This is a genomic window from Bacteroides sedimenti (assembly GCF_040365225.1).
Lineage (GTDB): Bacteria > Bacteroidota > Bacteroidia > Bacteroidales > Bacteroidaceae > Bacteroides > Bacteroides sedimenti.
Map to the genome: position 1 here is coordinate 2,766,252 of NZ_AP028055.1, position 25,894 is coordinate 2,792,145.

Annotated in this window: 19 protein-coding genes and 1 pseudogene; 14 read left to right on the top strand and 6 right to left on the bottom strand. The window is 41.6% G+C overall.

What is annotated here, in order from left to right; translation table 11 throughout:
- The first annotated feature begins 15 nt into the window (after nt 1-15).
- From ABWU87_RS11115 to ABWU87_RS11165, 11 genes and pseudogenes are all read left to right on the top strand, one after another.
- Nucleotides 16-1,467: a lipopolysaccharide biosynthesis protein gene (locus ABWU87_RS11115; protein ID WP_353330722.1), complete on the top strand. Its 1,452-nt coding sequence runs from the start codon at nt 16-18 to the stop codon at nt 1,465-1,467.
- An 8-nt stretch (nt 1,468-1,475) separates the two neighbouring features.
- Entirely contained in the window at nt 1,476-2,474 is a 999-nt protein-coding gene (locus tag ABWU87_RS11120) for a glycosyltransferase (RefSeq protein WP_353330724.1), read from the top strand.
- A 4-nt stretch (nt 2,475-2,478) separates the two neighbouring features.
- Nucleotides 2,479-3,372 (top strand): FkbM family methyltransferase, encoded by an 894-nt coding sequence (locus ABWU87_RS11125; protein WP_353330726.1) that lies wholly within the window; start codon nt 2,479-2,481, stop codon nt 3,370-3,372.
- A gap of 23 nt (nt 3,373-3,395) precedes the next feature.
- Nucleotides 3,396-4,220 carry a hypothetical protein gene (locus ABWU87_RS11130; RefSeq protein WP_353330728.1) on the top strand — a complete coding sequence of 275 codons (825 nt, stop codon included), beginning with the start codon at nt 3,396-3,398 and terminating at the stop codon, nt 4,218-4,220.
- Between the two features lies 1 nt (nt 4,221).
- Nucleotides 4,222-5,127 carry a glycosyltransferase family 2 protein gene (locus ABWU87_RS11135; protein ID WP_353330729.1) on the top strand — a complete coding sequence of 302 codons (906 nt, stop codon included), beginning with the start codon at nt 4,222-4,224 and terminating at the stop codon, nt 5,125-5,127.
- Nucleotides 5,124-6,035 carry a glycosyltransferase family 2 protein gene (locus ABWU87_RS11140; RefSeq protein ID WP_353330731.1) on the top strand — a complete coding sequence of 304 codons (912 nt, stop codon included), beginning with the start codon at nt 5,124-5,126 and terminating at the stop codon, nt 6,033-6,035. The genes ABWU87_RS11135 and ABWU87_RS11140 overlap by 4 nt, the downstream gene beginning before the upstream one ends.
- Before the next feature lie 75 nt (nt 6,036-6,110).
- The gene (locus ABWU87_RS11145; RefSeq protein ID WP_353330733.1) at nt 6,111-7,376 is read left to right on the top strand and encodes a glycosyltransferase family 4 protein; all 1,266 of its coding nucleotides are present in this window, start codon (nt 6,111-6,113) and stop codon (nt 7,374-7,376) included.
- Nucleotides 7,369-8,121: a glycosyltransferase family 2 protein gene (locus ABWU87_RS11150; protein ID WP_353330735.1), complete on the top strand. Its 753-nt coding sequence runs from the start codon at nt 7,369-7,371 to the stop codon at nt 8,119-8,121. Before ABWU87_RS11145 ends, ABWU87_RS11150 begins: the two co-directional genes overlap by 8 nt.
- Nucleotides 8,122-8,970: 849 nt before the next feature.
- Nucleotides 8,971-10,191, top strand: coding sequence for a TlpA disulfide reductase family protein (locus tag ABWU87_RS11155; RefSeq protein WP_353330736.1), 1,221 nt, complete (start codon nt 8,971-8,973; stop codon nt 10,189-10,191).
- A 302-nt stretch (nt 10,192-10,493) separates the two neighbouring features.
- A pseudogene (locus ABWU87_RS11160) lies at nt 10,494-10,613 on the top strand (ATP-binding protein); the annotation flags it as partial.
- Nucleotides 10,614-11,000: 387 nt separating this feature from the next.
- Nucleotides 11,001-12,389: an ATP-binding protein gene (locus tag ABWU87_RS11165; protein ID WP_353330738.1), complete on the top strand. Its 1,389-nt coding sequence runs from the start codon at nt 11,001-11,003 to the stop codon at nt 12,387-12,389.
- A 68-nt stretch (nt 12,390-12,457) separates the two neighbouring features.
- On the opposite strand, the gene ABWU87_RS11170 is transcribed toward ABWU87_RS11165, so the two are convergent.
- The 5 genes from ABWU87_RS11170 to rpsO form a co-directional block, all read right to left on the bottom strand.
- Nucleotides 12,458-14,941 (bottom strand): hypothetical protein, encoded by a 2,484-nt coding sequence (locus tag ABWU87_RS11170; RefSeq protein ID WP_353334458.1) that lies wholly within the window; start codon nt 14,939-14,941, stop codon nt 12,458-12,460.
- Nucleotides 14,942-14,982: 41 nt separating this feature from the next.
- Nucleotides 14,983-16,401 carry an adenosylhomocysteinase gene (ahcY, locus tag ABWU87_RS11175; RefSeq protein ID WP_353330740.1) on the bottom strand — a complete coding sequence of 473 codons (1,419 nt, stop codon included), beginning with the start codon at nt 16,399-16,401 and terminating at the stop codon, nt 14,983-14,985.
- A gap of 215 nt (nt 16,402-16,616) precedes the next feature.
- Entirely contained in the window at nt 16,617-18,266 is a 1,650-nt protein-coding gene (locus ABWU87_RS11180; RefSeq protein WP_353330742.1) for an AMP-binding protein, read from the bottom strand.
- Between the two features lie 11 nt (nt 18,267-18,277).
- Nucleotides 18,278-18,853, bottom strand: a complete 576-nt coding sequence (locus ABWU87_RS11185; protein ID WP_353330744.1) for a helix-turn-helix domain-containing protein — start codon at nt 18,851-18,853, stop codon at nt 18,278-18,280.
- A gap of 253 nt (nt 18,854-19,106) precedes the next feature.
- Nucleotides 19,107-19,376, bottom strand: a complete 270-nt coding sequence (gene rpsO / locus ABWU87_RS11190; protein WP_353330746.1) for a 30S ribosomal protein S15 — start codon at nt 19,374-19,376, stop codon at nt 19,107-19,109.
- A 285-nt stretch (nt 19,377-19,661) separates the two neighbouring features.
- Here rpsO and typA point away from each other — a divergent pair, with 285 nt between their 5' ends.
- A complete protein-coding gene (gene typA, locus ABWU87_RS11195; protein ID WP_353330748.1) occupies nt 19,662-21,461 on the top strand; it encodes a translational GTPase TypA in 1,800 nt (599 codons plus the stop codon).
- 506 nt (nt 21,462-21,967) lie between these two features.
- Here the strand turns inward: typA and pckA are convergent.
- Complete coding sequence (pckA, locus tag ABWU87_RS11200) at nt 21,968-23,575, bottom strand: phosphoenolpyruvate carboxykinase (ATP) (protein WP_353330749.1); 1,608 nt, start codon at nt 23,573-23,575, stop codon at nt 21,968-21,970.
- A 233-nt stretch (nt 23,576-23,808) separates the two neighbouring features.
- Between pckA and ABWU87_RS11205 the strand changes: the two genes are divergently transcribed.
- Nucleotides 23,809-25,119: a polysaccharide deacetylase family protein gene (locus ABWU87_RS11205; RefSeq protein ID WP_353330751.1), complete on the top strand. Its 1,311-nt coding sequence runs from the start codon at nt 23,809-23,811 to the stop codon at nt 25,117-25,119.
- Between the two features lie 6 nt (nt 25,120-25,125).
- On the top strand, nt 25,126-25,779 hold the full coding sequence (upp, locus tag ABWU87_RS11210) for a uracil phosphoribosyltransferase (RefSeq protein ID WP_353330753.1): 654 nt from the start codon (nt 25,126-25,128) through the stop codon (nt 25,777-25,779).
- Nucleotides 25,780-25,894: the final 115 nt, after the last annotated feature.

A 25,894-nucleotide genomic window follows, 5' to 3' on the forward strand; every position in this document is an offset into this window, starting at 1 on the left:
CAAAGAGAAAAAAGCATGGCAAAAACACTAAAGGAGAAAACTGTCGGGGCACTATTCTGGAATGCGATTGATAGAGTTGGTCAGCAAGTCATTCTCTTTATTATCGGGATAAAGATAGCGCGAATTCTTAGCCCTGACGACTATGCCTTGGTGGGTATGCTTGCGATATTCATGGCTTTAGCAAACATTGTGATTGAGAGTGGCTTTTCGGCCGCTCTCATTCGTAAAAAAGATGCCACAGAGAAAGATTACAGCTCGGTTTTCTATTTTAATCTGGGAGCCAGCATTCTTGCTTATCTGGTCTTATTTGTTTGTGCGCCGTATATTGCAGAGTTCTATAACCAGCCGTCTCTCACGCTGATTGCCAGAATAGTGTTTCTTGCCCTTCCAATCAATTCGCTCAGCCTCATCCAAACCACTATATTAACGAAGCAAATCAATTTCAAGAAGCTCACCAAAGTAAACTTCATCTCTTTGATAGTTTCAAGTTTGCTTGCCCTGTATATGGCATACGCCGGATATGGTGTGTGGACATTGGTTATGCAACCCGTTTCTCTGGCAGTTGTCCGCACTATCCTCCTTTGGATTATGAGTAGCTGGCGTCCTGTAAGGGAGTTTAGCCTTCTCTCTATAAAAGATCTGTTTGCTTTTGCTTCCAACCTGATGTTGTCCAGCATTATCAACACAGGTTTCCAGAATGCCTATTCTGTTTTTATCGGGAAAATATATCCGCTTCAACAACTCGGTTACTATAGCCAGGCCAATAAAATGTGCGACATGGGGGTCAGCACCATTTATGGGAGTATTCAGAATGCCACTTTCCCCATCTTTTCGTCAATACAGGATGAGAAAGAACGTCTGTTGCGTGCTTATCGAAAAACCATCAGGCTCACCTCTTTCCTAACCTTTCCGGCAATGACAGGGCTGATATTAGTGAGTGAACCATTTATACGGGTTGCATTGACAGACAAATGGGCCTTTTCGGTTCCTTTTCTACAACTGCTATGTCTAGGCGGAATCTTTAATATCCTGGCCACAATCAACGGAAACTTTCTGAAGGTCAACGGCCGTTCGGACATAATCCTAAAGCTCGACATTTCGAAAATTGCAATAACCGCAATAGCCTTATTTTGCACACTTCATCAAAGTGTACTGGTTATGGTAGCAGGTCTTGTTGTGACACGAATCGTAGTTTACCTGGCAAACATCGTCATGGTACATAAATACTGTAATTACTCCATGCAATCACAGCTGAAAGATATTATGCCCTATCTGCTAATCTCTTCAGCGCTTTATGCATGTTTTTATCCTCTTGGTTTATTTATATCCGACCTCAAGTTGCTTTTGTTTGTACAGATTGCACTTTATGCCACGGCATATATCTTTATTAATAAATGGCTGGGGTCTAAAATATTTGATGAAATAATGTCTTTGTTCTTTAAGAAAGGAGCAAGAGACGGAAAATAAGTTGAAGAATGAATGAGAAGATTAAAGTCAGCGTAATAGTTCTTGCTTACAATCGCGAGAATTTCATTACCAATGCACTAGACAGCATAGTAAAGCAAAAGGTTGATTTCCCTTTTGAGGTGGTAGTCGGAGAAGATTGCAGCACAGACAATACAGCACGCATCTGCATGGAATATCAGGAGAAATATCCTGATATCGTCAAAGTAACCAGGAACAAGGAGAATCTTGGACTACTTGATAACTTTGTAAGCGCTTACAACCGGTGTAAGGGAGAGTACATAGCCATTTGTGATGCAGACGACTTTTGGATTAACAAGCATAAGCTGCAGATTCAAGCCGATTTTCTTGACCAGAATAAAGAATACTCAGCTTGTTTTCACCGAGCACTGAATTATTATCAGGACGATGGAAGCAAGAGCATCAGCAATGGTTTACACCAAAAGAAGAGGAACACAGTTCTTGATATCATCAACAGTAATCCTGTTACCTTTTCAACGTCAATGTTCCGTCGGGGACTTTTTGGAGAATTCCCATCCTGGTTCAATCAGGTAAAATCAAATGATTTCGCTGTTAATGTGCTCAATGCAGAGCATGGGGATTTCTATTTCATGAATAAGATAATGACCGTTTACCGCCGGCACAGAGAAAGTGTATGGGGCATGTCCACCTTTGAGAAACAGGCACTTATTTCTGTTCGCAGCAGACAAATACTCATTGAACATTACAGGGGTAGAAATAAGGACATCTACAATAAACTGGTTGCAACATACACAAACGGCTGCATCCGCCTAGCCCAGCACTATCAGTCGGTGGGCAACACAGAAAAGCTCCATGAAATGGAAGAGCTGGTCCTGAAAGCCAACCCTTCGTTTACTATAGAGCAGGTGAAGGAGATGGAAAAGGTCAGAAGAAAAACAGCAAAAGAAAGAATAACACAACAGATATTCCGTTTGGTTAAAGCAACCAGACGGGAAATTTCAAAACTAATTCCATTACCCAAAATCTAAGCAGATGAAACTATTCAGTTTCCTTCAGACTATTCAATATAAAGTAAATTGCGAACTTAAGAATAGTCAAAGAAAGAACGAACTCTCTAAAATGAGAACTCAGATTCTTTCTTACTACGAAAAACACACTCCTGAATACCAGGAGGCAGAAGAGTACATTAACCACCTGAAGCATTCTGCATTGAAAACGTTTTGTTCTTCCTTTACCGATGCGTATAAATGGGAAGATATAGAGGTTTTAATGGACTCTTCGAATGGGCTTCGTTATGTAATGCACCAAGGCAAGCGATTATACTTTATCCGTTCATTTAATGAAAGAACAGTGAAGTATTGCTATAATGGATTGCGAACCGAGCAAGACCCTGAGTCTCCGCATTGCTATCTAAGTGACAACTTCCAGATAATGGGGAATGAAGTACTGCTGGATGTAGGTAGTGCAGAAGGAATCTTTTCACTTACACATATAGAGAAACTGAAACAGGTAGTGCTGTTTGAAAGAGACCCGCAATGGGTAGAGGCATTGGAAGCCACTTTTGCTCCCTGGAAAGAGAAAGTGACTATTGTCCGGAAGTACGTATCAGATTGTGATGATGATGAAAATGTAACTATAGACTCTTTCCTCTCAGATAAGCCATACGACCCCTCTTTTATAAAAATCGATGTGGAAGGAGCTGAGCAAAGGGTGCTGAATGGAATGAAGCAGACTATTAAGCAGCCGGGATTAAAACTTGCATTGTGCACCTATCATCAGCAAGGAGATTTTAAGACCTTTACGAAATTACTTACGGATAAAGGATTTATGTGCAATCCCTCGAAAGGGGTAATGCTTTTCCTGAACGACCTGGAGAGCCTTAAAGCGCCCTATTTCAGAAAAGGATTAATCCGAGCTAACAATTAAACAGACAATTAGTATATAAGAAAATGATAACATTAGTACCAGTAGGAGGACTAGCCAACCGGATGAAGGCGATTGATTCCGCCATTGCACTTGCCCGTGAAACAGGCACAGATCTGCGGATAATCTGGTATAAAGACCAGGGACTAAATTGCCGTTTTGATGAACTATTCCAACAACTTTCTGTTGATAATAATATAAAACTGAAAGAGGCTTCATTCTTGGACCGGTGGATTTACGACCGTCCCAGAAAGAAGAATTTCTTTTTGCCGAAGCCTTTCCAACAGTTGCTTTTTAACGACTGCATTTACGAAGCAGATGCAACAGAACGGATGTACCGTGGGTTTGATTTCAAGGAGTGGGCACGGCAAAAACAAGTGTACCTGGCCAGCTGCGTCTATTTCTTCCGTTCGGATAATAAAAAGCTCTTTGACGTATTTGCCCCGATTGCCTCTTTACAGGAGGAGATCAACCGCCGTTCGGCACTGTTCAACGAACATACCATTGGGATTCATATCCGACGGACAGACAACATCGCATCGATCAATGAAAGCCCTACAGAACTATTCATCGAAGAGATTAACAAGGAGATTGACCGATGCAGCGATGCCAATTTCTATCTGGCAACGGATTCCGAGGAAGATAAAAAAATACTTATGACTACCTTTGGAAACCGAATCATGACTTCGGGCAAGCCGGCAGTCAGAAACAGCGTGAGCGGTATGCAGGAGGCGTTGATAGAGATGTACACTCTGGCAAATACAACAAAGATATTGGGTTCGGCCAAAAGTTCCTATTCGGAAACAGCTGCACAGCTAAGTGGCATTAAATGTGTTATTTTAAAGAGATAATATGAAAGTATCGGTAATCATCGTATCGTATAATTTTGAAAAGTGGATAGACCGCTGCCTGGGCAGCCTGCGCCGTTCCACCCATCCCGTTTCCGTAATCGTGGTGGATAACGGTTCAAAAGACCATACGGTTCAGATTATAGAAAAAAAATACCCCGAAGTCCATCTTATAAAGACCGGAAAGAACCTCGGCTTCGGGAAAGCCAACAACATTGGTATTCGTTGCGCCATGGAACAGGGCGCCGACTACCTCTTCCTGCTCAATCAAGATGCCTGGCTCAGCGAAAAAACTATCCAGACACTGCTCACGCTCTTTAAAGAGCATCCCGAGTACGGAATTCTCTCGCCTACCCATCTGAACGGGAAAGGAGACAAGCCCGATTTCGGTTTTTCCACCTATTCGGGCATGAAAGAGATGGAAGAGTTCGTGGCAATGCAACAGGAACGTGAGGTGATTACCCTGAAGTTTATCAATGCAGCATTCTGGATGATTCCTTCTCACGTTTTAAATAAAGTGGGTGGCTTCTCTCCTCTTTTCTATCATAACGGAGAAGATATTGATTATATCAACCGATTGCATTTTCATGGATTACTATTAGGCTACTCTCCCCATGTATTCGGTTATCACGACCGCGAAAACCGGGAAATGACACGTAAGAACTTTCTTCGTCTGGAAAAAGTCTACCATCTTTCCGAGTATGCCAACATCAATTATCCTTTTTCAAAAGCCTTCGCCTATGGTGTACTGGCCGGAATCAAGAAAGCATTGCAGGCACTCGGCAAAGGAAAGATGGCAAACTTCGGAGCCTACCTCAGCATCTGCTGCGGCCTGCTCTGCAAAACCAGAACAATCATTCGTATCCGAAATAAAAACAAAAAAGAAGCATTAAATTATATCCGACCATGAGTTACGCACCTATTCTTTTATTTGTTTATAACCGCCCCCTGCATACACGGAAGGTAATCAAGTCTCTGCAACAGAACTGTCTGGCAAAAGATAGCGAGCTCTTTATCTATTCTGATGCGGCCAAAACTGTGGAGGATGAACTGGCTGTGGAGGATGTGCGCAAAGAGATTCATTCCATCAGCGGATTTGCAGGAGTCACCATTATTGAGCGAGGAAATAATTGGGGACTGGCAAGAAACATCATCGACGGAGTAACTACACGGGTAAAGGAATACGGAAAAGTAATCGTCTTGGAAGACGACCTGGTGGTGGCACCGCACTTTCTACGCTTTATGAACGATGCGCTTGAAATGTATAAGGACGAACCAAAGGTAGGACACATACAGGCTTGCGAATTCTTTGAAGACCCCTCACTGCCGGATACTTTCCTGATTAAATGGACCGGAAGCTGGGGATGGGCCACCTGGGAAAGAGCCTGGGAACTCTTCAACCCCAACGGGGAAGCATTGCTCAAGGAGCTGGAAGAGCGCAAACTGACAAAGGCATTCGATTTCAACAATGCTTACCGCTTTACCCGCATGCTGCGCCGACAGATTGCCGGAAAAAACAACTCGTGGGCCATCCGCTGGAACGCCAGTCTGTTCCTGAAAGATGTCCTTTCGCTGAATGTAGGAAAGTCTTTGGTGCAGAACGTGGGATTCGACGGTACCGGAACCAACTGCGGCGGAGGCGGACTCTATTCATCCACACTCCACCAGGAAAAGCTGCCGGTGGTAAAGATTGAACCTATCGAGGAGAACAAGATGGCCCGAAAGGCTGTTGAGAACTATTACAGAAGAACAAACTCCTTCTATGCAAAAGCCATGAGAAGGATAAAAAGAACGTTGAGAGGCGACTTCGGGGCATAGGAATTTGTGTAAAAATCAACCTTCAAAGCTCTATTTTCGGCAGAAACAATTACTTTTGTTAAAACATTCAACAGGATGAGAGTACTTATAATCAATACATCAGAACGCATCGGCGGTGCAGCAATTGCAGCCGGTCGGTTAATGGAATCCCTGAACAACAACGGAGTTAAGGCAAAGATGCTGGTTCGTGACAAGCAGACAGACCAAATCAGCGTGGTACCGCTGGCCCGTTCCTGGATGAATTCTGTACGGTTTGTATGGGAACGCGTAATTATCTGGAAGGCAAACAGCTTCAGAAAGAACAACCTCTTCGCGGTATCGATTGCCAACACTGGAACCGATGTCACCGCTCTGCCGGAGTTTAAAGAGGCCGACATCATTCACCTGCATTGGATAAACCAGGGAATGCTCTCGCTGAACGACCTCAAGCGCATCATCGCATCTGGGAAGCCCATTGTTTGGACTATGCACGATATGTGGCCCTGCACCGGCATCTGCCATCATGCAAGGGAGTGCACCAACTATCAGGACGAGTGCCACAACTGTCCGTTCCTCTACAACGGAGGCGGGGCAAAGGACCTTTCTTACCGGATATTCCGGAAAAAGCTGGAGGTTTACAGAAATGCAAACATCACTTTCGTTGCTTGCAGCGGATGGCTTCGCTCCCTGGCCGAGAAAAGCCGACTGCTGACCGGACACCGTACAACAAACATCCCGAACCCAATCAATACCAGCCTGTTTAAACCGCGCAACAAGAAGGAGGCGCGTTACAAATACAACCTCCCGACGGATAAGAAACTGCTGCTGTTCGGGTCGGTAAAAATCACGGATAAACGCAAAGGAATTGACTATCTGGTGGAATCGTGTCACCTGCTGGCAGAGAAATACCCTGAATTAAAGGAGAAAATCGGAGTGGTGGTGTTTGGAAAGCAATCTTCACAGCTGAAAGAGTTGATTCCATTCCCGGTATATGCTCTTGATTTCGTCATCGAAGAAAAGGAACTGGTTGATATCTATAATTCGGTCGACCTGTTTGTCACCCCATCCCTGGAAGAGAATCTGCCCAACACCATCATGGAGGCCATGGCGTGCGGCGTTCCGTGCGTAGGCTTCAACATAGGAGGAATTCCTGAAATGATTGACCACCTCCACAACGGCTATGTGGCCGAATATAAATCGTCACAGGACTTTGCAAAAGGTATAAGTTGGGCATTGACTGAAACGGAATACCCCAAGCTATCCGAAGAGGCGGTCCGGAAGGTGGCATCCAATTACTCCGAAGGCAGTGTCGCCAAGAAATATATCGATATCTATAATAAAATAACCGGAAAAGATGCATAACTGTCCCAATCCACGTTTCTCAATTATAACAGTCACTTACAACGCGGAAAAGGTGATTGAGAAGACCATCCGATGCGTTCTGTCGCAAACGTACAATAATTACGAGTACATCATCGTAGATGGCGCTTCGAAAGACCAGACGCTCACCATCATCGGCCAATACAAGGAACAGATTACCCAGGTAATCAGTGAACCCGACAAGGGACTTTACGATGCAATGAACAAAGGAATCGCGGCTTCCACCGGCGATTACCTCTGCTTCCTGAATGCCGGCGATATATTCCATGCTCCTGATACATTACACCAGATGGTGCAAACCATCCAAAGTGAGGAACTGCCCGACATTCTCTACGGTGAAACGGCTATAGTTGATAAGGAGGGGAAATTCCTGCACATGCGTCGGTTGAAGACTCCGGAGAAGCTGACCTGGAGAAGCTTTAAACAGGGCATGTTGGTATGCCATCAGGCCTTCTTTGCCAAACGTTCATTGGCCGAACCGTTCGACCTGAACTACCGTTTCTCGGCAGATTTTGACTGGTGCATCCGGGTAATGAAAAAAGCAAAGCATTTGCACAACACCCACCTCACGGTAATCGACTATCTGGACGAGGGGTTGACCACACAAAACCACAAGGCATCGCTGAAAGAGCGCTTCCGCATCATGGCAAAGCATTACGGTTGGATAAGCACCATTGCCTATCATGCCTGGTTTGTTATTCGCCTGGTCCTGAAGCCGGAGAAGTAGACCACCATTTCTCCATAGAAATAATTTTTAGAAGTCACACAAGTCGCGCAAGTCACGCAGAAACGCTGCAAAAGACTGTGCCTCAACCGTTTGCAGGCGCGTGACTTCCTTCCAAAAAGCGCGTAACTTCTGAAAAGTCACGCGGCACCGTTCCGGCTTATTAAATCAGTTTTTTTACATTTTCAATTAGTCTTATTCTTATAGTTTTCGCCCAGTAATTTTACTTAACCAATTTATTTATGGATATACTTGGGGAGGCAAACTCCCATCGTTAAAAATCGGTATATCAATCTGTATATGTACTGACTAGTCACCTCTATAAAAATAATCTCGCCCGCTAGTGTCTGTTTGCAGGAGTTTGAAGTTTGATCCATAGGTTAATTTATTTTAACCAATCGACATCTATCTTGCTGTACACCTGGATGTACAGCTGTGGTACACCCGGGTGAAGAGCTTGGGTACACCCGGAAGGAGGATGCGTGTAGACCCGGGTGTACGGAGGAAAGAGAGGCGATAAATCATGTCAGATGCGATTGTGTAAATATTAATAAACTATCTTGATTTGCATGTGATTCCTGAGCAATCCGGAAAAGGGTGACTGCGTTTTTCAAAAGTCATAAAATTTATCGCCAGGCCTACTGATTTTCATATATTTTCCTTTTCGTCAAGAATAAGATTAATAAATATATATTTCTATTTGTTATTTATTTATAACGAACTATTTGTTTGATATTTTTTATCCATTTTTAAATTAATAACTTATATATTTAAACTATAATTATAACTCAGTTAAATACTGACAGTCTCTAATATAAACTATTTTATCATTCACATAATATCTTTTACTATATGAAATACAACAAAGCCATTTATGCAATTTTACTTATTACAACATTATTCTGTAATAAAACTAACGCGGCTCCATTTCAACTGAAAGGCAGAATAGCTAACGTTAAGGATTCAACAATCATCGAACTGTTTTATACTACCTTTAAAAATAATAAATGGATTAAAATTTCCAATTCTGCAATGATTCTAAATGGCGAATTTTTATTTAAAGGGGACATAGATGAAACGACTGCTGCCTGTTTGGATTACCCAAATAGAATTATCCCGATATACATTGAACCAGCGAAAATGCAACTGCACATTGATGGAAACAACCCCTATAGATATCAGCTGATCGGGACAACCGTTGAAAAAGAAAACACAGAATTAAGAAAGCAGCTGTTGCCTTATTGGGAGTTTTATTATGGATATATAGATAAGGCTATTGATTTATCTAAAAAAAAGACCTTGTTCAAAGATAATGCAACAATCAGTGATTCGCTTTTTTCTGAAATGCGCAACTTAACTAAAATGAAAGATAATAATCGCCGTAAGATGGATAGCGTCTGGTTTGATTTTGCGTCAAGGCATCTTTCCTTTCAAATAACTCCAGATTTGTTAAATTCAATATCAGAAGATGGGTTTGTGGGTATAGACTCCATACGTTCTGTATACGATAATTTGCCGGTGCAAAATAAGAACAGTTTGATGGGTAAACTTGCATTAAAACAAATAGAAGAACACGAATATAGAGATAAGGTTTTAAAAAACACGTTAGTAGGTGCATTCCCACCTGATTTTATCAGAAAAAGTATTTCTGGAAAAACAGTTAAGTTATCCGACTATAAAAACAAGACCTATGTATTATTGGATTTTTGGGCAAGCTGGTGTGTCCCCTGTTTGAAGGAGATGCCTAAAATGAAGGAAATTTATAAGAAATACAGGGATAAAGGATTAAATATAATTGGAGTCTCCTTAGATAGGGATAGAAATAGTTGGTCCAAAGCAGTGCAAAAGAATGGGCTGAATATTTGGCCACAAGTTTTGAGTTCTGTATCTACCGGAAAATCCACCAATTCAGATTTCTCTATAGATAACTTATCAGATCTGTATAATTGTGATGCAGTTCCATTTTTTGTTTTAATAGATAGAGATGGAAAGGTGGTTGCGAAGTGGCAATATATGGGGGATGCTCAATTACAAGAGCTAGATAAGTATCTTAATACAGAGAACAAAAAATAAATATCAAACTCGAGTCACGCAGAAGTCGCACCCCTACAACATATTGATGCCGAATCAATTGCAGGCAAAGTGCGAAACTAGCGTAATTCGTGGTACCTTTCATGTACGATTGTGAGGACTAATCCAACATTTCTTCCAATCCGATATGGCATTCCTAATTATACGGAACAGCTATATAGGAAAAATTTCAGTGCTATTATCTAAGAATGCACTGTGATAGTGCAATATTTATCATTTTTTGCACTCTCATAGTGCAATTATTCAAAACAAGGGAAAACTACGATGCTATAGAACTTCTTATCTGCGATTTCCTGATTAACAACATGACTTTTGAGATTGGGGGCAAGAACAAAGGGCAAAAACAAATTCAAGGGATTGAAAATAGCTTTATAGTAAAAGATGATATTGAGTTTGGCTATTGATATGGCGGAATATTGCTCACGCGCAAGTCACGCAGAAGTCACGCACTTGCAATACATTGACAACAAGCTAATTACAGCCAAGGTGCGTGACTTGCGCGACTTGTGCTACTTTTTTGAATTACAATCATGGGGAGAGAATAGAAAATGCCGTCGTTAAGGATAGATTTTACTAATTTAGAAAATTTAATGGCTATCCATCCCTTTGGGGCATGAGCAACAAACAGAACATCGAATTTATGGAGGACTCAATTTAGCTTTCTCAGAGAAGAGAAGAAGTATATCTCAGACAAACAAGAAAACTATCTGAGCAAATTCACTATATTCGATTTGCATTTAATATATTTGTAGGTAGTCAGTTTAAATAGTAAATATGTCAACAATCAAATAATGCTAACTGGAGAAAGTCATAACATAGAATACAAGCAAAACTGGAGAGACGAATACCTGAAATGGGTTTGTGGCTTTGCTAATGCCTCGGGTGGCAAAATATATATTGGCATAGATGACAATGGTTGTGTGGTAGGGTTATCTGAGGTTAAGAAACTGATGGAAGATATTCCCAATAAGATTGTAAACTTTCTGGGTATTGTGGCCGATGTTAACTTACTAAATGATAATGACCACGACTATATTGAGATAATTGTATATCCATCAAGTGTTCCTATTTCCTATCATGGGGTTTACCACTATCGTAGCGGAAGTACCAAACAAGAATTAAAAGGGGGTGCTCTTCATCGTTTTCTTTTAAAACGTCTAGGTCGCACTTGGGATGACTTGCCTTGTGAGTGGGCTACTTTTGATGACATAGATAAAGAGGCGGTGGCTTTTTTCTTCAAGAAAGCCGCTATAGCCAAACGGATGGCAGGCAATATAGTTGATGACGATATGCCTGTTGTGTTTCAGAACCTTGATTTGGTAACTGAAGATGGAAAGCTCAAGAATGCTGCTTTGCTGCTATTTGCCAAACGCCCCTCCCACTTCTTTCCACTTGTTCAATTTAAAATAGGACGCTTCGGAAGAGGTGACGATGATTTAATTTTTCAGGACGTTGTGGAGGGAAATATCATTCAGATGGGAGATAAGGTAATAGAGATTCTAAAATCAAAGTACCTGATTCTTCCTATTCATTATGAAGGACTTCAGCGTATCGAGCGTTTGGAAATGCCAGAGGATGCACTACGGGAAGCCATTTTCAATTCTATTATTCATAATGATTTCACAGGCGCACCTATCCAACTGAGTGTGTATGATGATAGACTGATATTGTGGAATGAGGGTCGTTTGCCGGAGGATTTTACTATTGAAACCCTGTTAGGCAAACATCCTTCGAAACCACACAATAAAAATATTGCTGATATTTTCTTCAAGGCTGGTTTTATAGAAGCATGGGGACGAGGCGTGTCTAAAATTATAACAGGATTTAAACAGGACGGATTGCAGGCTCCAAAATTTGAAGCAACAATGGGAGGTATTATGGTTACTTTTATAAGGAAAGTCACCCCACCAGTTACCCCACCAGTTACCCCACCAGTTACCCCACCAGCTCTTTTAGACATTTTAGGAACTAAAGAAAAAGTAGAAATACTATCAGATTTGTTTAGGACCCAACATGAATGTAGTTCTAAGGACATATTAAATGCTTTCAATTTAAAGGATATAAGATATGTACGTGAAACATATGTAAAGCCATTATTGGAGGCAGGAATCTTAGCATTGAAATACCCAAATGTACCTAATCATCCAAAACAGATGTACCGTTTAGTAATACCTATATAAACAAGAATCGCCGGTTAAACACTTATATCCATATGCTTAACCGGCGATTACCTTATAAATAAGAGTTCTTATTTCCTTCTCTTTCTTACTTCGATGACAATTACTCCGATTGCTCCCAGGAATAAGATTCCAAGTGCAACATAAGCAATGCCTTCGGTGGTATGAATGGATTTAGGGTCGAACTTAAATTCAATCTTATGATTACCTGCAGGTACAACCATTGCCCGGAGAATGTAGTCGGCACGACCATGTTCTACCTCTTTACCGTCGATATACGAATGCCATCCCGGATAGTAGATTTCAGAGAATACCACCACGCCGCCTTTTGCAGAAGATGTTTCGTAAGTGAGAGCATTGGGGGCATACGAGGTCAGTTTAACAGTTGACAAAGTATCTTTGCCAGCCGATTGTGCTCCACTGAAGACCGACTTGAATTGCTCGGCAACCACGGCTGTCTTTGACGGCAGCACCTTATTCAGGGCATCAATCTCCTGATTGACACTCTGTACATACTCTACATTCTCTACGAACCAGGCATTGCCGTAAGCATGCGGATTCGGGATTGGCGCGGTCTGTCCGCCTCCGGTAGGGAAGATAAAGTATTTCGTGTTCAGCATGTTAATAACGCTTATGGAGTCCGGATTGATTTTGGTCATATCTCCCTGAACGGCAGGTATCTGCTGCTGAAGATAGTTCATCTCTTTTGAGATGTGATTTTCAATCATCTCCTGGTAACGTCTCAGCTTGGCCGGATGATACCCTCCCACACTTTTATGCCAGTAAGAGGTATTGTTATCGTTGAACGTGCTCACTGCAAAGTTAAGCACCCTGTAATCAAGACTCTTGTCACGAAGGATAGCCTCATCCGTCGGAGTTTTCTGAACCACCGCCATGCGCTGTTCTGGTTCTACAAAATCAGCATCTTTCAGATAGCGTTTGTTCACGCCCCACATATCTCCCAAACAAAGAATTGTAAGCGCAAGCACCATCCATCGTGCTTTCAGTTTACCTGTGTTATACGCGAGAATCAATGCACCACCAATCAGGATTACTATCAGGCTTCTCCATGCATCCGAGGTGAATATACTCTGACGGATTTCAGTCAGGTTGGCAATAATCGGCGCTATGTGCTCGGCAGGAATTCCTCCTTTTAATGCCTGCATCTCACTGGTGGAGATATAGGATGAGAAGAAGAGTCCGGGAGCCACGGCAAACAGCAATGCAATACCACCGGTCAGCCCGATACTGATATAGAAAGCCTTCAAGTTCTCTTTCAGTACCTGCGGTTTCTCAATAATCTCTTTCAGAGCCATCAAGGCCAGTAGAGGAATGGTAAATTCCGCAACAACCAGAATGGAAGATACCGCCCGGAACTTGGAGTACATCGGTACATAATCGATGAAGAAATCGGTAAGCCCCATAAAATTCTTCCCCCAAGAAAGGAGGATGGACAGTACGGTTGCAGCAAGCAATGCCCACTTCACGGGAGATTTCACAACGAAGAGTCCCAAGATAAATAGCATTATAATGAATGCCCCTACATAAACCGGACCCGAAGTGCCCGGCTGCTCTCCCCAATATTGCCCTATTTGGCCATAAAGTTGTGCATAGTTTGGATTGGCTTTTTCCATTGCCTTTTCGTTGGCAGCCAAAGGAACAGAGGCTCCTCCCTTCACATTGGGTACCAACAGCGAAAAAGTTTCGCCAATTCCGTAACTCCACTGCACAATATAATCACGTTCCAGTCCGCTGCTTGTTTGGTTGGCCTGATTCTTTTTCACTAACTCGGATTTACCCCGCATGGTGTCTTTACTATACTGGTAAGTATGATAAAGGTTTGATATATTGACCGAAACACCAATCAACGCAGCAACAATCAGTATGCCACTTGCCTTGAAGAAATGAGGCAGTTCCTTGTTCTTATACGCCTCTGCAAAGTAAGCAATCACCATAAACAGTATGACAAACAGGAAATAGTAGGTCATCTGCACATGGTTCGACAAAATCTGCAGGGCCACAAAGAAGGCGGTAAGCACCCCACCTATCAGATACTTCTTACGGTAAGCCAGCACCATACCCGCTATTGTTGGCGGAATATAGGCCAGAGTGATGAATTTCCAGATATGGCCGGCACCGATTATGATAAAAAAGTAAGATGAGAAAGCCCAGGCTATAGCTCCCAAAGCTGAAAGGTAGACTGAGAAATTGAATGCTCTCATCATTATATAAAAACCGAGCAGCATAATAAATACCAGATATACATAATCAGGCAGGAAAAGGCTGTATGCCTTTTCTACTTCATGGATCGCATTTGTCGATTTATAACTGGGAGATATCTGATAAGTAGGCATTCCACCAAATACAGCATTAGTCCACCGGGTCTTTTCGCCTGTCTTTTCTGTAAACTCCTTCGATTCTTGACCCAGTCCGATACTTGCCACCGCGTCATGCTGGGCAAGAACTCTTCCTTCCGTAATTGCCGGAAAGAAGTAGGCCAGCGATATCACAACGAATGCTACTATCGCAACAATATCTGGCAATATTCTCTTCATCATATTCTAGTTGAACTTTCTAAGCTGAATTTACAATCGGATTAATATCTGTAATGTTCTGCTTTATACGGACCATCTACTGATACTCCAATGTAAGCAGCCTGCTCGGGAGTCAGTTTGGTGAGTTTCACACCAATCTTTTCCAGGTGCAGACGGGCAACCTCTTCATCCAGGTGTTTAGGCAGACGGTAAACGTCAATTTCGTATTTCTTCTGGAACAGTTCAATCTGAGCCAATGTTTGGTTTGTAAATGAGTTACTCATTACAAATGATGGGTGTCCTGTTGCACATCCCAGGTTAACGAGACGACCATCGGCCAACAAAAGAACTGAGTGTCCGTCAGGGAAGAAGTATTGGTCTACCTGTGGTTTGATGTTGCGACATTTGATTCCTGGATAGCTCTTCAGCTTTTCTACTTGGATTTCATTGTCGAAGTGACCAATGTTGCAAATGATAGCCTGGTCCTTCATCTTTTCGATGTGGTCGATACGGATGATGTCGATATTACCGGTTGTGGTAACAAAAATGTTTCCTTCGCTTGCTGCATCTTCCATGGTCATCACCTCGAATCCTTCCATTGCAGCCTGAAGCGCACAGATGGGGTCAATTTCAGTAACTATTACTCTTGCTCCGTAAGAACGCATAGAGTGAGAGCATCCTTTACCCACATCTCCGTAACCGCAAACAACCGCCACTTTTCCGGCAATCATCACATCGGTAGCACGTTTGATACCATCGGCAAGAGACTCACGGCAACCATACAGGTTATCGAATTTAGATTTTGTAACCGAGTCGTTAACATTGAAGGCTGGGAACAGAAGTTTTCCTTCTTCCATCATCTGATACAAACGGTGAACTCCGGTAGTGGTCTCTTCAGAGACACCACGAATTTCAGGAACCATACGTCCCCAGATGTTGTTATCTTCCTTCAGTACATTCTTCAGGATTGCATACAATTGCTTTTCATCTTCAGCCTGAACATCGTTATCCAGGAATGAAGCGTCTTTTTCAGCCTCATATCCAAAGTGAATCATCATGGTTGCATCACCACCATCGTCCACAATCACTGTAGGACCTTGATGTCCGGGGAATGTAAGCGCCTGAAGAGTACACCACCAGTAATCTTCCAGAGATTCACCCTTCCAGGCAAAAACCGGAACGCCTGCGGCAGCAATGGCAGCAGCTGCATGATCTTGAGTAGAATATATATTGCAGGAACACCAACGCACATCAGCACCCAGAGCCACCAGTGTCTCAATTAACACAGCAGTCTGAATGGTCATGTGAAGTGACCCCATGATACGAGCACCTTTCAGCGGTTTAGATTCTCCATATTTTTCGCGAAGAGCCATCAGGCCGGGCATTTCTTGTTCTGCCAAATCGATTTCCTTGCGACCAAAATCGGCAAGAGTTATGTCTGCCACTTTATAAGGCAGTTCAGAGAATAATTTTGTAGACATACTAAAATATAATTTGTTTATTAATTAATGGGGCAAAGATAAGATTTTCTGAATAGGGAGGCAAAGGTATTCCATTTTTTTAAGCATGATACTCACCTCTTTAAGCTTTTCAACAGCAACAGCTAATTGTTGGGTGAAGGCTTTTGAAGAAAAAATAAGTCCCGGTGCAGATTTTCAACCATCTGTCCGGGACCCATCCAACAATTTTCTAACATTTAAATAATTTCAATTCCCTGCTCCGCACAAAGCTTCACACTCAGCTCTTTCAATTTGAATTTCTGAATCTTACCGCTTCCCGTCATAGGGAACTCCTTTACAAAAAAGATATATTTTGGTATTTTGTAACGGGCAATTTTATCTTTGCAATATTCTCTTACATCCGAAGCTTCCATATCTACTCCTTCGTGAAGAATGATAAAGGCGCCTACCGCCTCACCGTATTTGGGAGAAGGCACTCCTGCTACCTGCACATCTTTTACACCTGGCAGTTTATAAAGAAACTCTTCAATCTCACGTGGATAAATATTTTCTCCACCACGGATAATCATATCCTTGATACGCCCCGTAATGCGATAATTACCATCTTCATCTTTCACACCAAGGTCGCCCGAATGTACGAATCCATCCTTATCAATCACCTCTTCCGTAGCCTGTGGATTCTTATAATAACCTTTCATGTTGTTATATCCACGGTTACATATTTCACCCTGGACGCCAACGGGACACTCCTCACCGGTTTCAGGATTTACCACCTTCACCTCGGTAAATTCAAATTCGTATCCCACAGTATTGCAACGTGCCTCGAACGAATCGTCAATACGCGTCTGAGTCATACCAGGAGAAGTTTCGGTTAATCCGTACACACTGGTTACCCTCATATGCATCTTTTCCTGCACACTCCGCATCAGTTCGACCGGGCAAAGTGAACCTGCCATGATTCCTGTGCGAAGGGATGAAACATCAAACATATCAAACATTGGGTGGTTCAGCTCTGCAATAAACATGGTAGGCACTCCATAAAGAGCCGTACATCGTTCTTTGTGAATAGATGCCAGTACTACCAGCGGGTCAAACCGCTCTACCATAACCTGAGTGCAACCGTGTGTAAGCACATTCATACTGGCCAATACCACTCCGAAACAGTGAAACAAAGGAACGCAGCAACAAAGCTTATCGTCGGCTGTAAAGTTCATATGTTCTCCGGTGAGGTATCCATTATTGGCTATATTATGATGTGATAGCATTACCCCTTTGGGGAATCCGGTTGTACCCGATGTATACTGCATATTTACCACATCGTGGCAGCTCACCTGTTTTTTTGTCTCGTTAAGAGATTCATCATCTACATTCTTTCCCATGAGAAGTATCTCCGGAGTATTATACATTCCTCGGATTTTCTCTTGACCAATGTATATCACATTCTTCATCTGCGGGAAGCGTTTGCTTTCCAAATGACCTCGCTGAGAGGTTTTCAGTTCAGGAAGCATTTTATAGACCATCTCCACGAAATCACTGTCGCGTTCACCATTGGTTATACACAATGTATGCATATCTGAGTTCTGGCAGAGATACTCCAGTTCCGACTGCTTGTAATTGGTATTCACCGTTACATAGATCGCACCAATTTTAGCACATGCATAAAGAAGCGTAAGCCAGTCGGGCACATTCGCAGCCCAGATTCCCACATGCGATCCTCTTTCCACTCCAATGGAAAGAAGACCTTTTGCCATATCGTCAACCCGTTCGTTAAACTGCTTCCATGTAAAACGTAAATTTCTATCGGAATACACAATATATTCCTTGTCTGGTGTCACCTCAGCCCAATGTTCAAGCCACTGACCCAAGGTCCTGTCAAATAACTGCATAATTCCGATAATTAAATAGGGGTATAGATTACAGCCAGGATTCTGGCAGCTTGTCCTTCAAAAGCATGCACATGATGAGGAACGATAGAATCATAATAGATACTGTCACCTTCTTCCAGTACATAGGTATTCTTCCCATAGTTAATTTCCATGGTTCCTTGCATAACCATGATAAACTCTTCTCCTTCGTGCGAAGAGAGAATAAACTCATGGTCCGTGCTTTCTGCCACATCAATCAGGAATGGCTCCATATGACGATCTGCTTTCGATTTAGATAATGAATGGTATTCCATGTGTCTGCGAGAAGGAATTGCATTATTTGAAAAGCTGATTGTATCGCTTGTCTCTTTTTTACGACAGAGTACAGGACCCTGATCATCCATATCATCAAGAAAAGTTCCCAAACGAACCCCCAGCACACGGGCAATCTTAATCAGCGGAGCCAGAGAAGGAAGATCAACATTATTCTCTATACGCTCAATCTGTTCTATGGCAAGACCTGAGCGTTCTGCCAGATCCTCAATGCTAATCCCTTTGGATTCGCGAAGTGACTTAATTTTTTCACCTACAATTTTAGTATTGTCCATATCCTCAAATATATTAATTCATTATTTAATTGCAGCAAATTTAATCAAATCTTCAGTTTTCTGAAAGTAAATACCATTAAATTATCACATAGAACACTATTTATTCTGTAAACATGCAAGACCAAATCTCTATTCGGCCGGTTTTAATTGAACAATAAGATTGTATATTTTATAGGAAATCACTCGTTTTAGAAAAAAAACAAGGCTGCTTCTCAGATGAGAAACAGCCTTGATAATACTTTCGTAAGAAAGATTACTTTCTAAGTCCGAGAGTCTTAATGATTGCACGATATCTTTCGATATCTCTTTCTTTCAGGTAGTTCAGCAGTCTACGACGTTTACCTACCAAAATTGTCAATGATCTCTCTGTGGTATAATCTTTTCTGTTGAGCTTAAGGTGCTCAGTCAGGTGAGAAATACGGTATGAAAACAATGCTATCTGAGCCTCAGGTGAGCCAGTATCAGTGTTAGACTTTCCGTACTTTTCAAAGATTTCTTTTTTCTTAGCTACATCTAAATACATAATTCTTAGCTTTTTTATAAATATATAATATCTCTTTGAGCGTGCAAAGATAGGTATTATCTTTTATCCCACAAAGATTTAGCTTAAATAATTAATTGTTTTTTCATTTTTATTCATCCGGCAGGCAACTGTTAAAAAGTTCTTCAAACAACTTTATTTCAAGCCCGATCAATGGGAAATTTCATATAACTCGCTTATTTTTCACATAATAACCATTCGCTTTTACATCAATTAATATACAGGTTCCGATATTTTGTCGTACCTTTGCGCCCAAATTACTTACCTATGCAAAATATCAGAAACATTGCAATTATTGCCCACGTAGACCATGGGAAAACAACTTTAGTCGATAAGATGCTTTTAGCCGGACACTTGTTCCGCGACAACCAGTCTAGTGGCGAATTAATCTTAGACAATAACGACCTCGAGCGCGAGCGAGGAATAACGATTCTTTCAAAGAACGTTTCCATTAATTATAAAGGAACAAAAATCAACATCATTGACACTCCGGGTCACTCCGATTTCGGTGGTGAAGTGGAACGTGTCCTGAACATGGCAGATGGATGCATTCTTTTAGTAGATGCTTTCGAAGGTCCGATGCCTCAAACCCGCTTTGTACTTCAGAAAGCACTTCAGATAGGCCTTAAGCCAATCGTCGTAATCAATAAGGTAGATAAACCCAACTGTAGGCCGGATGAAGTTCATGAAATGGTTTTCGATTTAATGTTCAGTCTCGATGCCACAGAAGACCAGCTCGACTTCCCTGCCATCTACGGTTCTGCAAAGAATGGATGGATGAGTACCGACTGGAAAAATCAGACTGAAGACATTACCGCTTTGCTTGATTGCATCGTAGAAAATATCCCTGCTCCGGAAATGCTGGAAGGAACTCCTCAGATGCTAATTACATCTTTAGATTACTCATCATATACAGGACGTATTGCTGTAGGCCGCGTTCACCGAGGTACACTAAAAGAGAACATGCAGGTTGCTCTGGCAAAAAGAGATGGCAGCATTGTGAAATCAAAGATCAAAGAAGTGCATGTATTCGAAGGATTGGGACGCGTTAAAACAAGCGAAGTCTCTTCGGGCGATATTTGTGCGTTGGTAGGTATCGAAGGTTTTGAGATTGGCGACTCCATTTGCGACATTGAGAATCCGGAACCATTGAAGCCGATTGCTATCGATGAGCCGACAATGAGTATGCTTTTCACCATCAACGACTCACCATTCTATGGTAAAGATGGTAAATATGTAACCTCACGCCACATCAACGACCGCTTGATAAAAGAGCTGGATAAGAACTTGGCCTTACGTGTGCATAAGAACGAAAACGCTGATAAATGGTTGGTTTTCGGTCGTGGCGTACTTCACCTCTCAGTACTTATCGAAACCATGCGCCGCGAAGGATACGAACTTCAGGTTGGCCAGCCGCAGGTTATCTATAAAGAGATTGACGGAAAGAAATGCGAACCAATCGAGGAACTCACCATCAACGTTCCTGAAGAATATTCAAGCAAAATAATTGATATGGTTACCCGCAGAAAAGGTGAAATGGTATCAATGGAGAATACAGGCGAACGCATCAACATGGAATTCAACATTCCATCCCGCGGTATTATCGGTTTACGTAACAACGTACTGACAGCCTCAGCCGGAGAAGCTATTATGGCCCACCGATTCAAGGAATATCAACCATTTAAGGGAGAAATTGAACGACGTACCAACGGTTCGATTATCGCTATGGAAGCCGGAACAGCATTTTCTTACGCTATTGACAAACTTCAGGATCGTGGTAAATTTTTTATTTTCCCACAGGAAGAGGTGTATGCCGGTCAGGTGGTAGGTGAACATTGTAAAGACAATGACTTGGTGGTAAATGTAACCAAATCGAAGAAGCTCACCAATATGCGTGCTTCCGGTTCCGACGACAAAGCCCGGATTATTCCTCCTATTGTATTCTCTCTGGAAGAAGCTCTGGAATACATCAAAGAAGATGAATATGTAGAAATAACTCCAAAGCACATGCGTATGCGCAAAATCTTCTTAGATGAAAACGAACGTAAGCGTAACGCTAAAATTTAAAAGCTGATCCTTGATCACTCCATAAAATCAACCCCCGGTAAGATGTTTGTCTTTCCGGGGGTTATTCTTTCGTATTTAAGTTAGAACGTAACAAACAATAAGAAAAATAGGTTGAAAGGTATTCGACTTATTCTTTTCTCATCAACAATAGATCACTTCATTTAATTGAGGTCTTACACCTTTAACAGTTGACCATTTCTCCTCTTCCGAAAAATCTCTTCTTCTTAACGCTTCAAAAAAACTATTCTGTTACATCTAACTAAAAGAAGAGTCTCTGCAAATACAACCGTAATAATTGAAGAAAGCGTTCTACTTGTACGAACAACAGGAAGAAGATTTTCGCTTTCAATACCCTGTATAAATCCTGATCTACCATTATTGGGAATTTCGAAGCATCTACAACCAGATTTCAGTCAGAAGATCAGACTAGAACACCTCAACAAAAAAGAGAGCGATTCCCAAAGGAACCGCCCTCTTTATATATATGTAATTAAGGGGGAACTTAATTAAAGCTGAGGACCAGCAGCAACTAATGCCTTACCAGCTTCGTTACCAGTGAACTTAGTGAAGTTCTTGATAAAGCGACCTGCAAGATCTTTTGCTTTTTCTTCCCACTGAGCAGCATCAGCATAAGTATCGCGAGGATCCAAGATTGCTGGGTCTACACCTGGAAGAGCTGTAGGTACTACGAATGAGAAGTAAGGAATAGTCTTAGTTTCAGCCTTGTCGATAGAACCATCAAGGATAGCATCGATAATACCTCTTGTATCTTTGATAGAGATTCTCTTACCAGTACCGTTCCAACCTGTGTTAACCAAGTATGCTTTAGCACCAGCTTTTTCCATCTTCTTAACCAATTCTTCACCGTATTTAGTTGGGTGCAATGAAAGGAATGCAGCACCGAAACAAGCAGAGAATGTTGGAGTTGGTTCAGTGATACCACGCTCTGTTCCAGCCAATTTAGCAGTGAAACCAGAAAGGAAGTAATACTGAGTTTGTTCTGGGTTCAGGATTGAAACCGGAGGAAGAACACCGAATGCGTCAGCTGACAAGAAGATTACCTTCTTAGCTGCAGGAGCCTTAGAAACTGGCTTAACGATGTTGTCAATGTGATAAATAGGATAAGAAACACGAGTGTTTTCTGTCTTAGAATTATCATCAAAGTCGATCTTACCGTTAGCATCAACAGTAACGTTTTCAAGAAGAGCGTCACGTTTGATAGCAGCGTAGATATCTGGTTCGTTTTCTTTGCTCAGGTTGATAACCTTAGCGTAGCAACCACCTTCGAAGTTGAATACACCTTCATCATCCCAACCGTGTTCGTCGTCACCAATCAGCTGACGTTTTGGGTCTGTAGAAAGAGTAGTTTTACCTGTTCCTGAAAGACCGAAGAAAATAGCTGTTTCACCTTTTTCGTTAGTGTTTGCAGAACAGTGCATAGAAGCCATTCCCTGCAAAGGAAGCAAGTAGTTCATGTATGAGAACATACCTTTCTTCATTTCACCACCGTACCAAGTACCACCGATCAACTGAATTTTTTCAGTTAGGTTGAATACAACGAAAGTTTTAGAGTTCAAGCCAAGTTCAGCGAAGTTTTCACCAGCGTCAGCCTTAGAACCGTTCATAACAACGAAATCTGGTTCACCATAGTTAGCCAATTCTTCCTCTGTTGGACGGATGAACATGTTCTTTACGAAATGAGCCTGCCATGCAACTTCCATGATGAAACGGATTTTCAGACGAGTGTTTTCGTTAGCACCGCAGAAAGTATCCACTACGAAAAGGCGTTTGTTAGAAAGTTCTTTAGTAACGATGCCTTTCAATACATTCCAGCTTTCAGTTGAAAGAGGTTTGTTGTCGTTCTTGTATTCGTCAGAAGTCCACCATACTGTATTTTCAGTAGTAGCGTCTTTTACGAAGAACTTATCTTTAGGAGAACGACCTGTATAAACGCCTGTCATTACGTTTACTGCGCCAAGTTCAGTTTCCTGACCTTTTTCAAAGCCTTCCAAACCTGCCTTTGTTTCTTCTGCGAACAACTGTTCGTAAGATGGATTGTGCACGATCTCAGTTGCACCTACAATGCCATACTTGCTTAAATCTAACTGTGCCATTTTCTTTTAAATTAATTAAAATTGGTATTACAATATTCTCTTTTTACTTTCTTAATTCCAAGCAATCCTTGTAATTCGGATACAAAAGTAATACTTTATTTGAAAACAAACACCATATTAAAGAAATTTTTCTTTAATTCATCACGTTTTATATTTATGTAACAAATTAACCCCTTTTTTCATATTCATAAGAAATAAATTCGTTATTTTGCAAGCCGTAAAGTGATTGGACCATGATTATAGTTTTTTCAGATAAAAAAAGCCCTCGGCTTAACTATATACTCTCCCGCATCTTCAATGATATTCTGGGAGTTGAAGTCTATTTTACTTTTGATGAAGAAGAATTCCTGGCCTCTACGCTCCCATCGATCAACTATTCTGCAAAAAACATGCAAAAGGGGGTTTGGATAGTACCTCATACCTTATTATATAGTAGTGGCATCAGCAGACAAAAGACGGAACCGATATCCAGCTGGAAGAATATGCCTGTATTTTTTTTGCAGGAACAAGGCGATATTCCATTCGATATGTTTGCAGCCTCATTCTATCTAATTACAAGATATGAAGAGTACCACTCAACAGCTCTCGACAATCATGGACGCTACGAGTATACCGACAGCATTATTTATAGAATGGGATGCATTCAGGAGCCAATTGTTGATCAATGGGCCTACGCACTGAAGGATGAACTTTTAAAACTTTATCCGGAATGCACGTTTACCCCCAGAAAATTCCGCTTCATACCAACCATAGATATTGACCATCCTTATCTTTACCGGAACAAAGGTTTTATTATGAACCTGCTGTGTTTAATGAAAGATTTGACAGGAAGAAAGTTCACCGTTTTCAGAGAACGACTACTGACGATTCTACATTTAAAAGAAGATATCTATTTTAATTTCGAGTCCCTTCTTCAGCTTTATCGCACTGAAGAAGTTAAAGGACTCTTTTTTGTGCACCGTGGCCCCTATGGAAAGTTTGATCGCAGATACTTATACCCCTCCCGTCGCTATAGGAAAATGCTCAGGCGCATCTCACAGGAACACGCAGTTTATATCCACCCATCTTACATAGCAGCATTCAATAATCTTCAATTCTGCAAAGAGAAAATGGAACTTGAACGGGTTTTAAACCATAAAGTTGAAGGAAGCAGACAGCATTACCTTCGTTTCCGCTTCCCTGAAACGTTTCGCCAACTACTGGCTGCTGATATCAAGGATGATTATTCCGTGCTTTATTCAAACCAATACGGCTTCCGCGCCGGAACAAGTATCCCATTCCCATTCTATGACATGGAAATTGATCAGGAAACCAAGCTGACCATCCACCCTTCTTCAATAATGGATGTCACTCTACTCCGCGATTTCAAGATGTCACCAAAAGAAGCTTTTAATAAAATAGTAGAGATAGCAGAAAAGGTAAAAGCGGTAAATGGAGATTTCATAACACTCTTTCATAACTCTTCTCTTGCTGATACAGCTGAATGGGAAGGATGGGAAAGAATGTATTCCGAGATGATACGAAAAATAAATATAACCAAATAAATAACAATGAGAATAATTAATTTTGGTGAGACAAACTCCATATTGAATCAGTATGTCTCCGAAATAAGAAATGTAAAAGTACAGAATGACCGCATGCGCTTTCGTCGCAACCTGGAACGAATCGGCGAAATCATGGCTTATGAAATGAGCAAGGAATTCACTTATTCCACAAAAAACATCCAGACCCCTCTGGGTATTTCACCTGTTAATACTCCTGATAATAAGATTGTAATCAGCACAATTCTACGTGCAGGACTTCCTTTCCACCAAGGATTCCTAAACTATTTTGACAGAGCTGAAAACGCTTTTGTTTCGGCTTATCGCAAATATAAGGATGCTTTAAAATTCGAAATCAACATTGAATACATTGCTTCTCCTCGCATTGCCGGCAAAACACTTATTATTACCGACCCAATGCTTGCCACTGGAAGCTCTTTGGAATTAAGTTATGGTGCGATGCTTACCAAAGGTAATCCGAAAGAGATACACGTTGCGGCTATTATTGCGAGCCAACAGGCACTTGACTACATCAAGCAGGTATTTCCTGAAGAGAAGACAACTATCTGGTGTGCAGCTGTCGATCCAGAAATCGATTCTCACTCTTATATCATCCCGGGATTAGGGGATGCTGGAGATTTGGCTTTCGGAGAAAAAGAATAGACTTAAGTTTATTAAGCAAATCTTTCGGAAGACATAATCAAGTTTCTGAGAATTGAAACCAAAATTAGTTTTCAGACAGAGATATACGAACAAAGAAGAGGGTGGAACCGTTTTA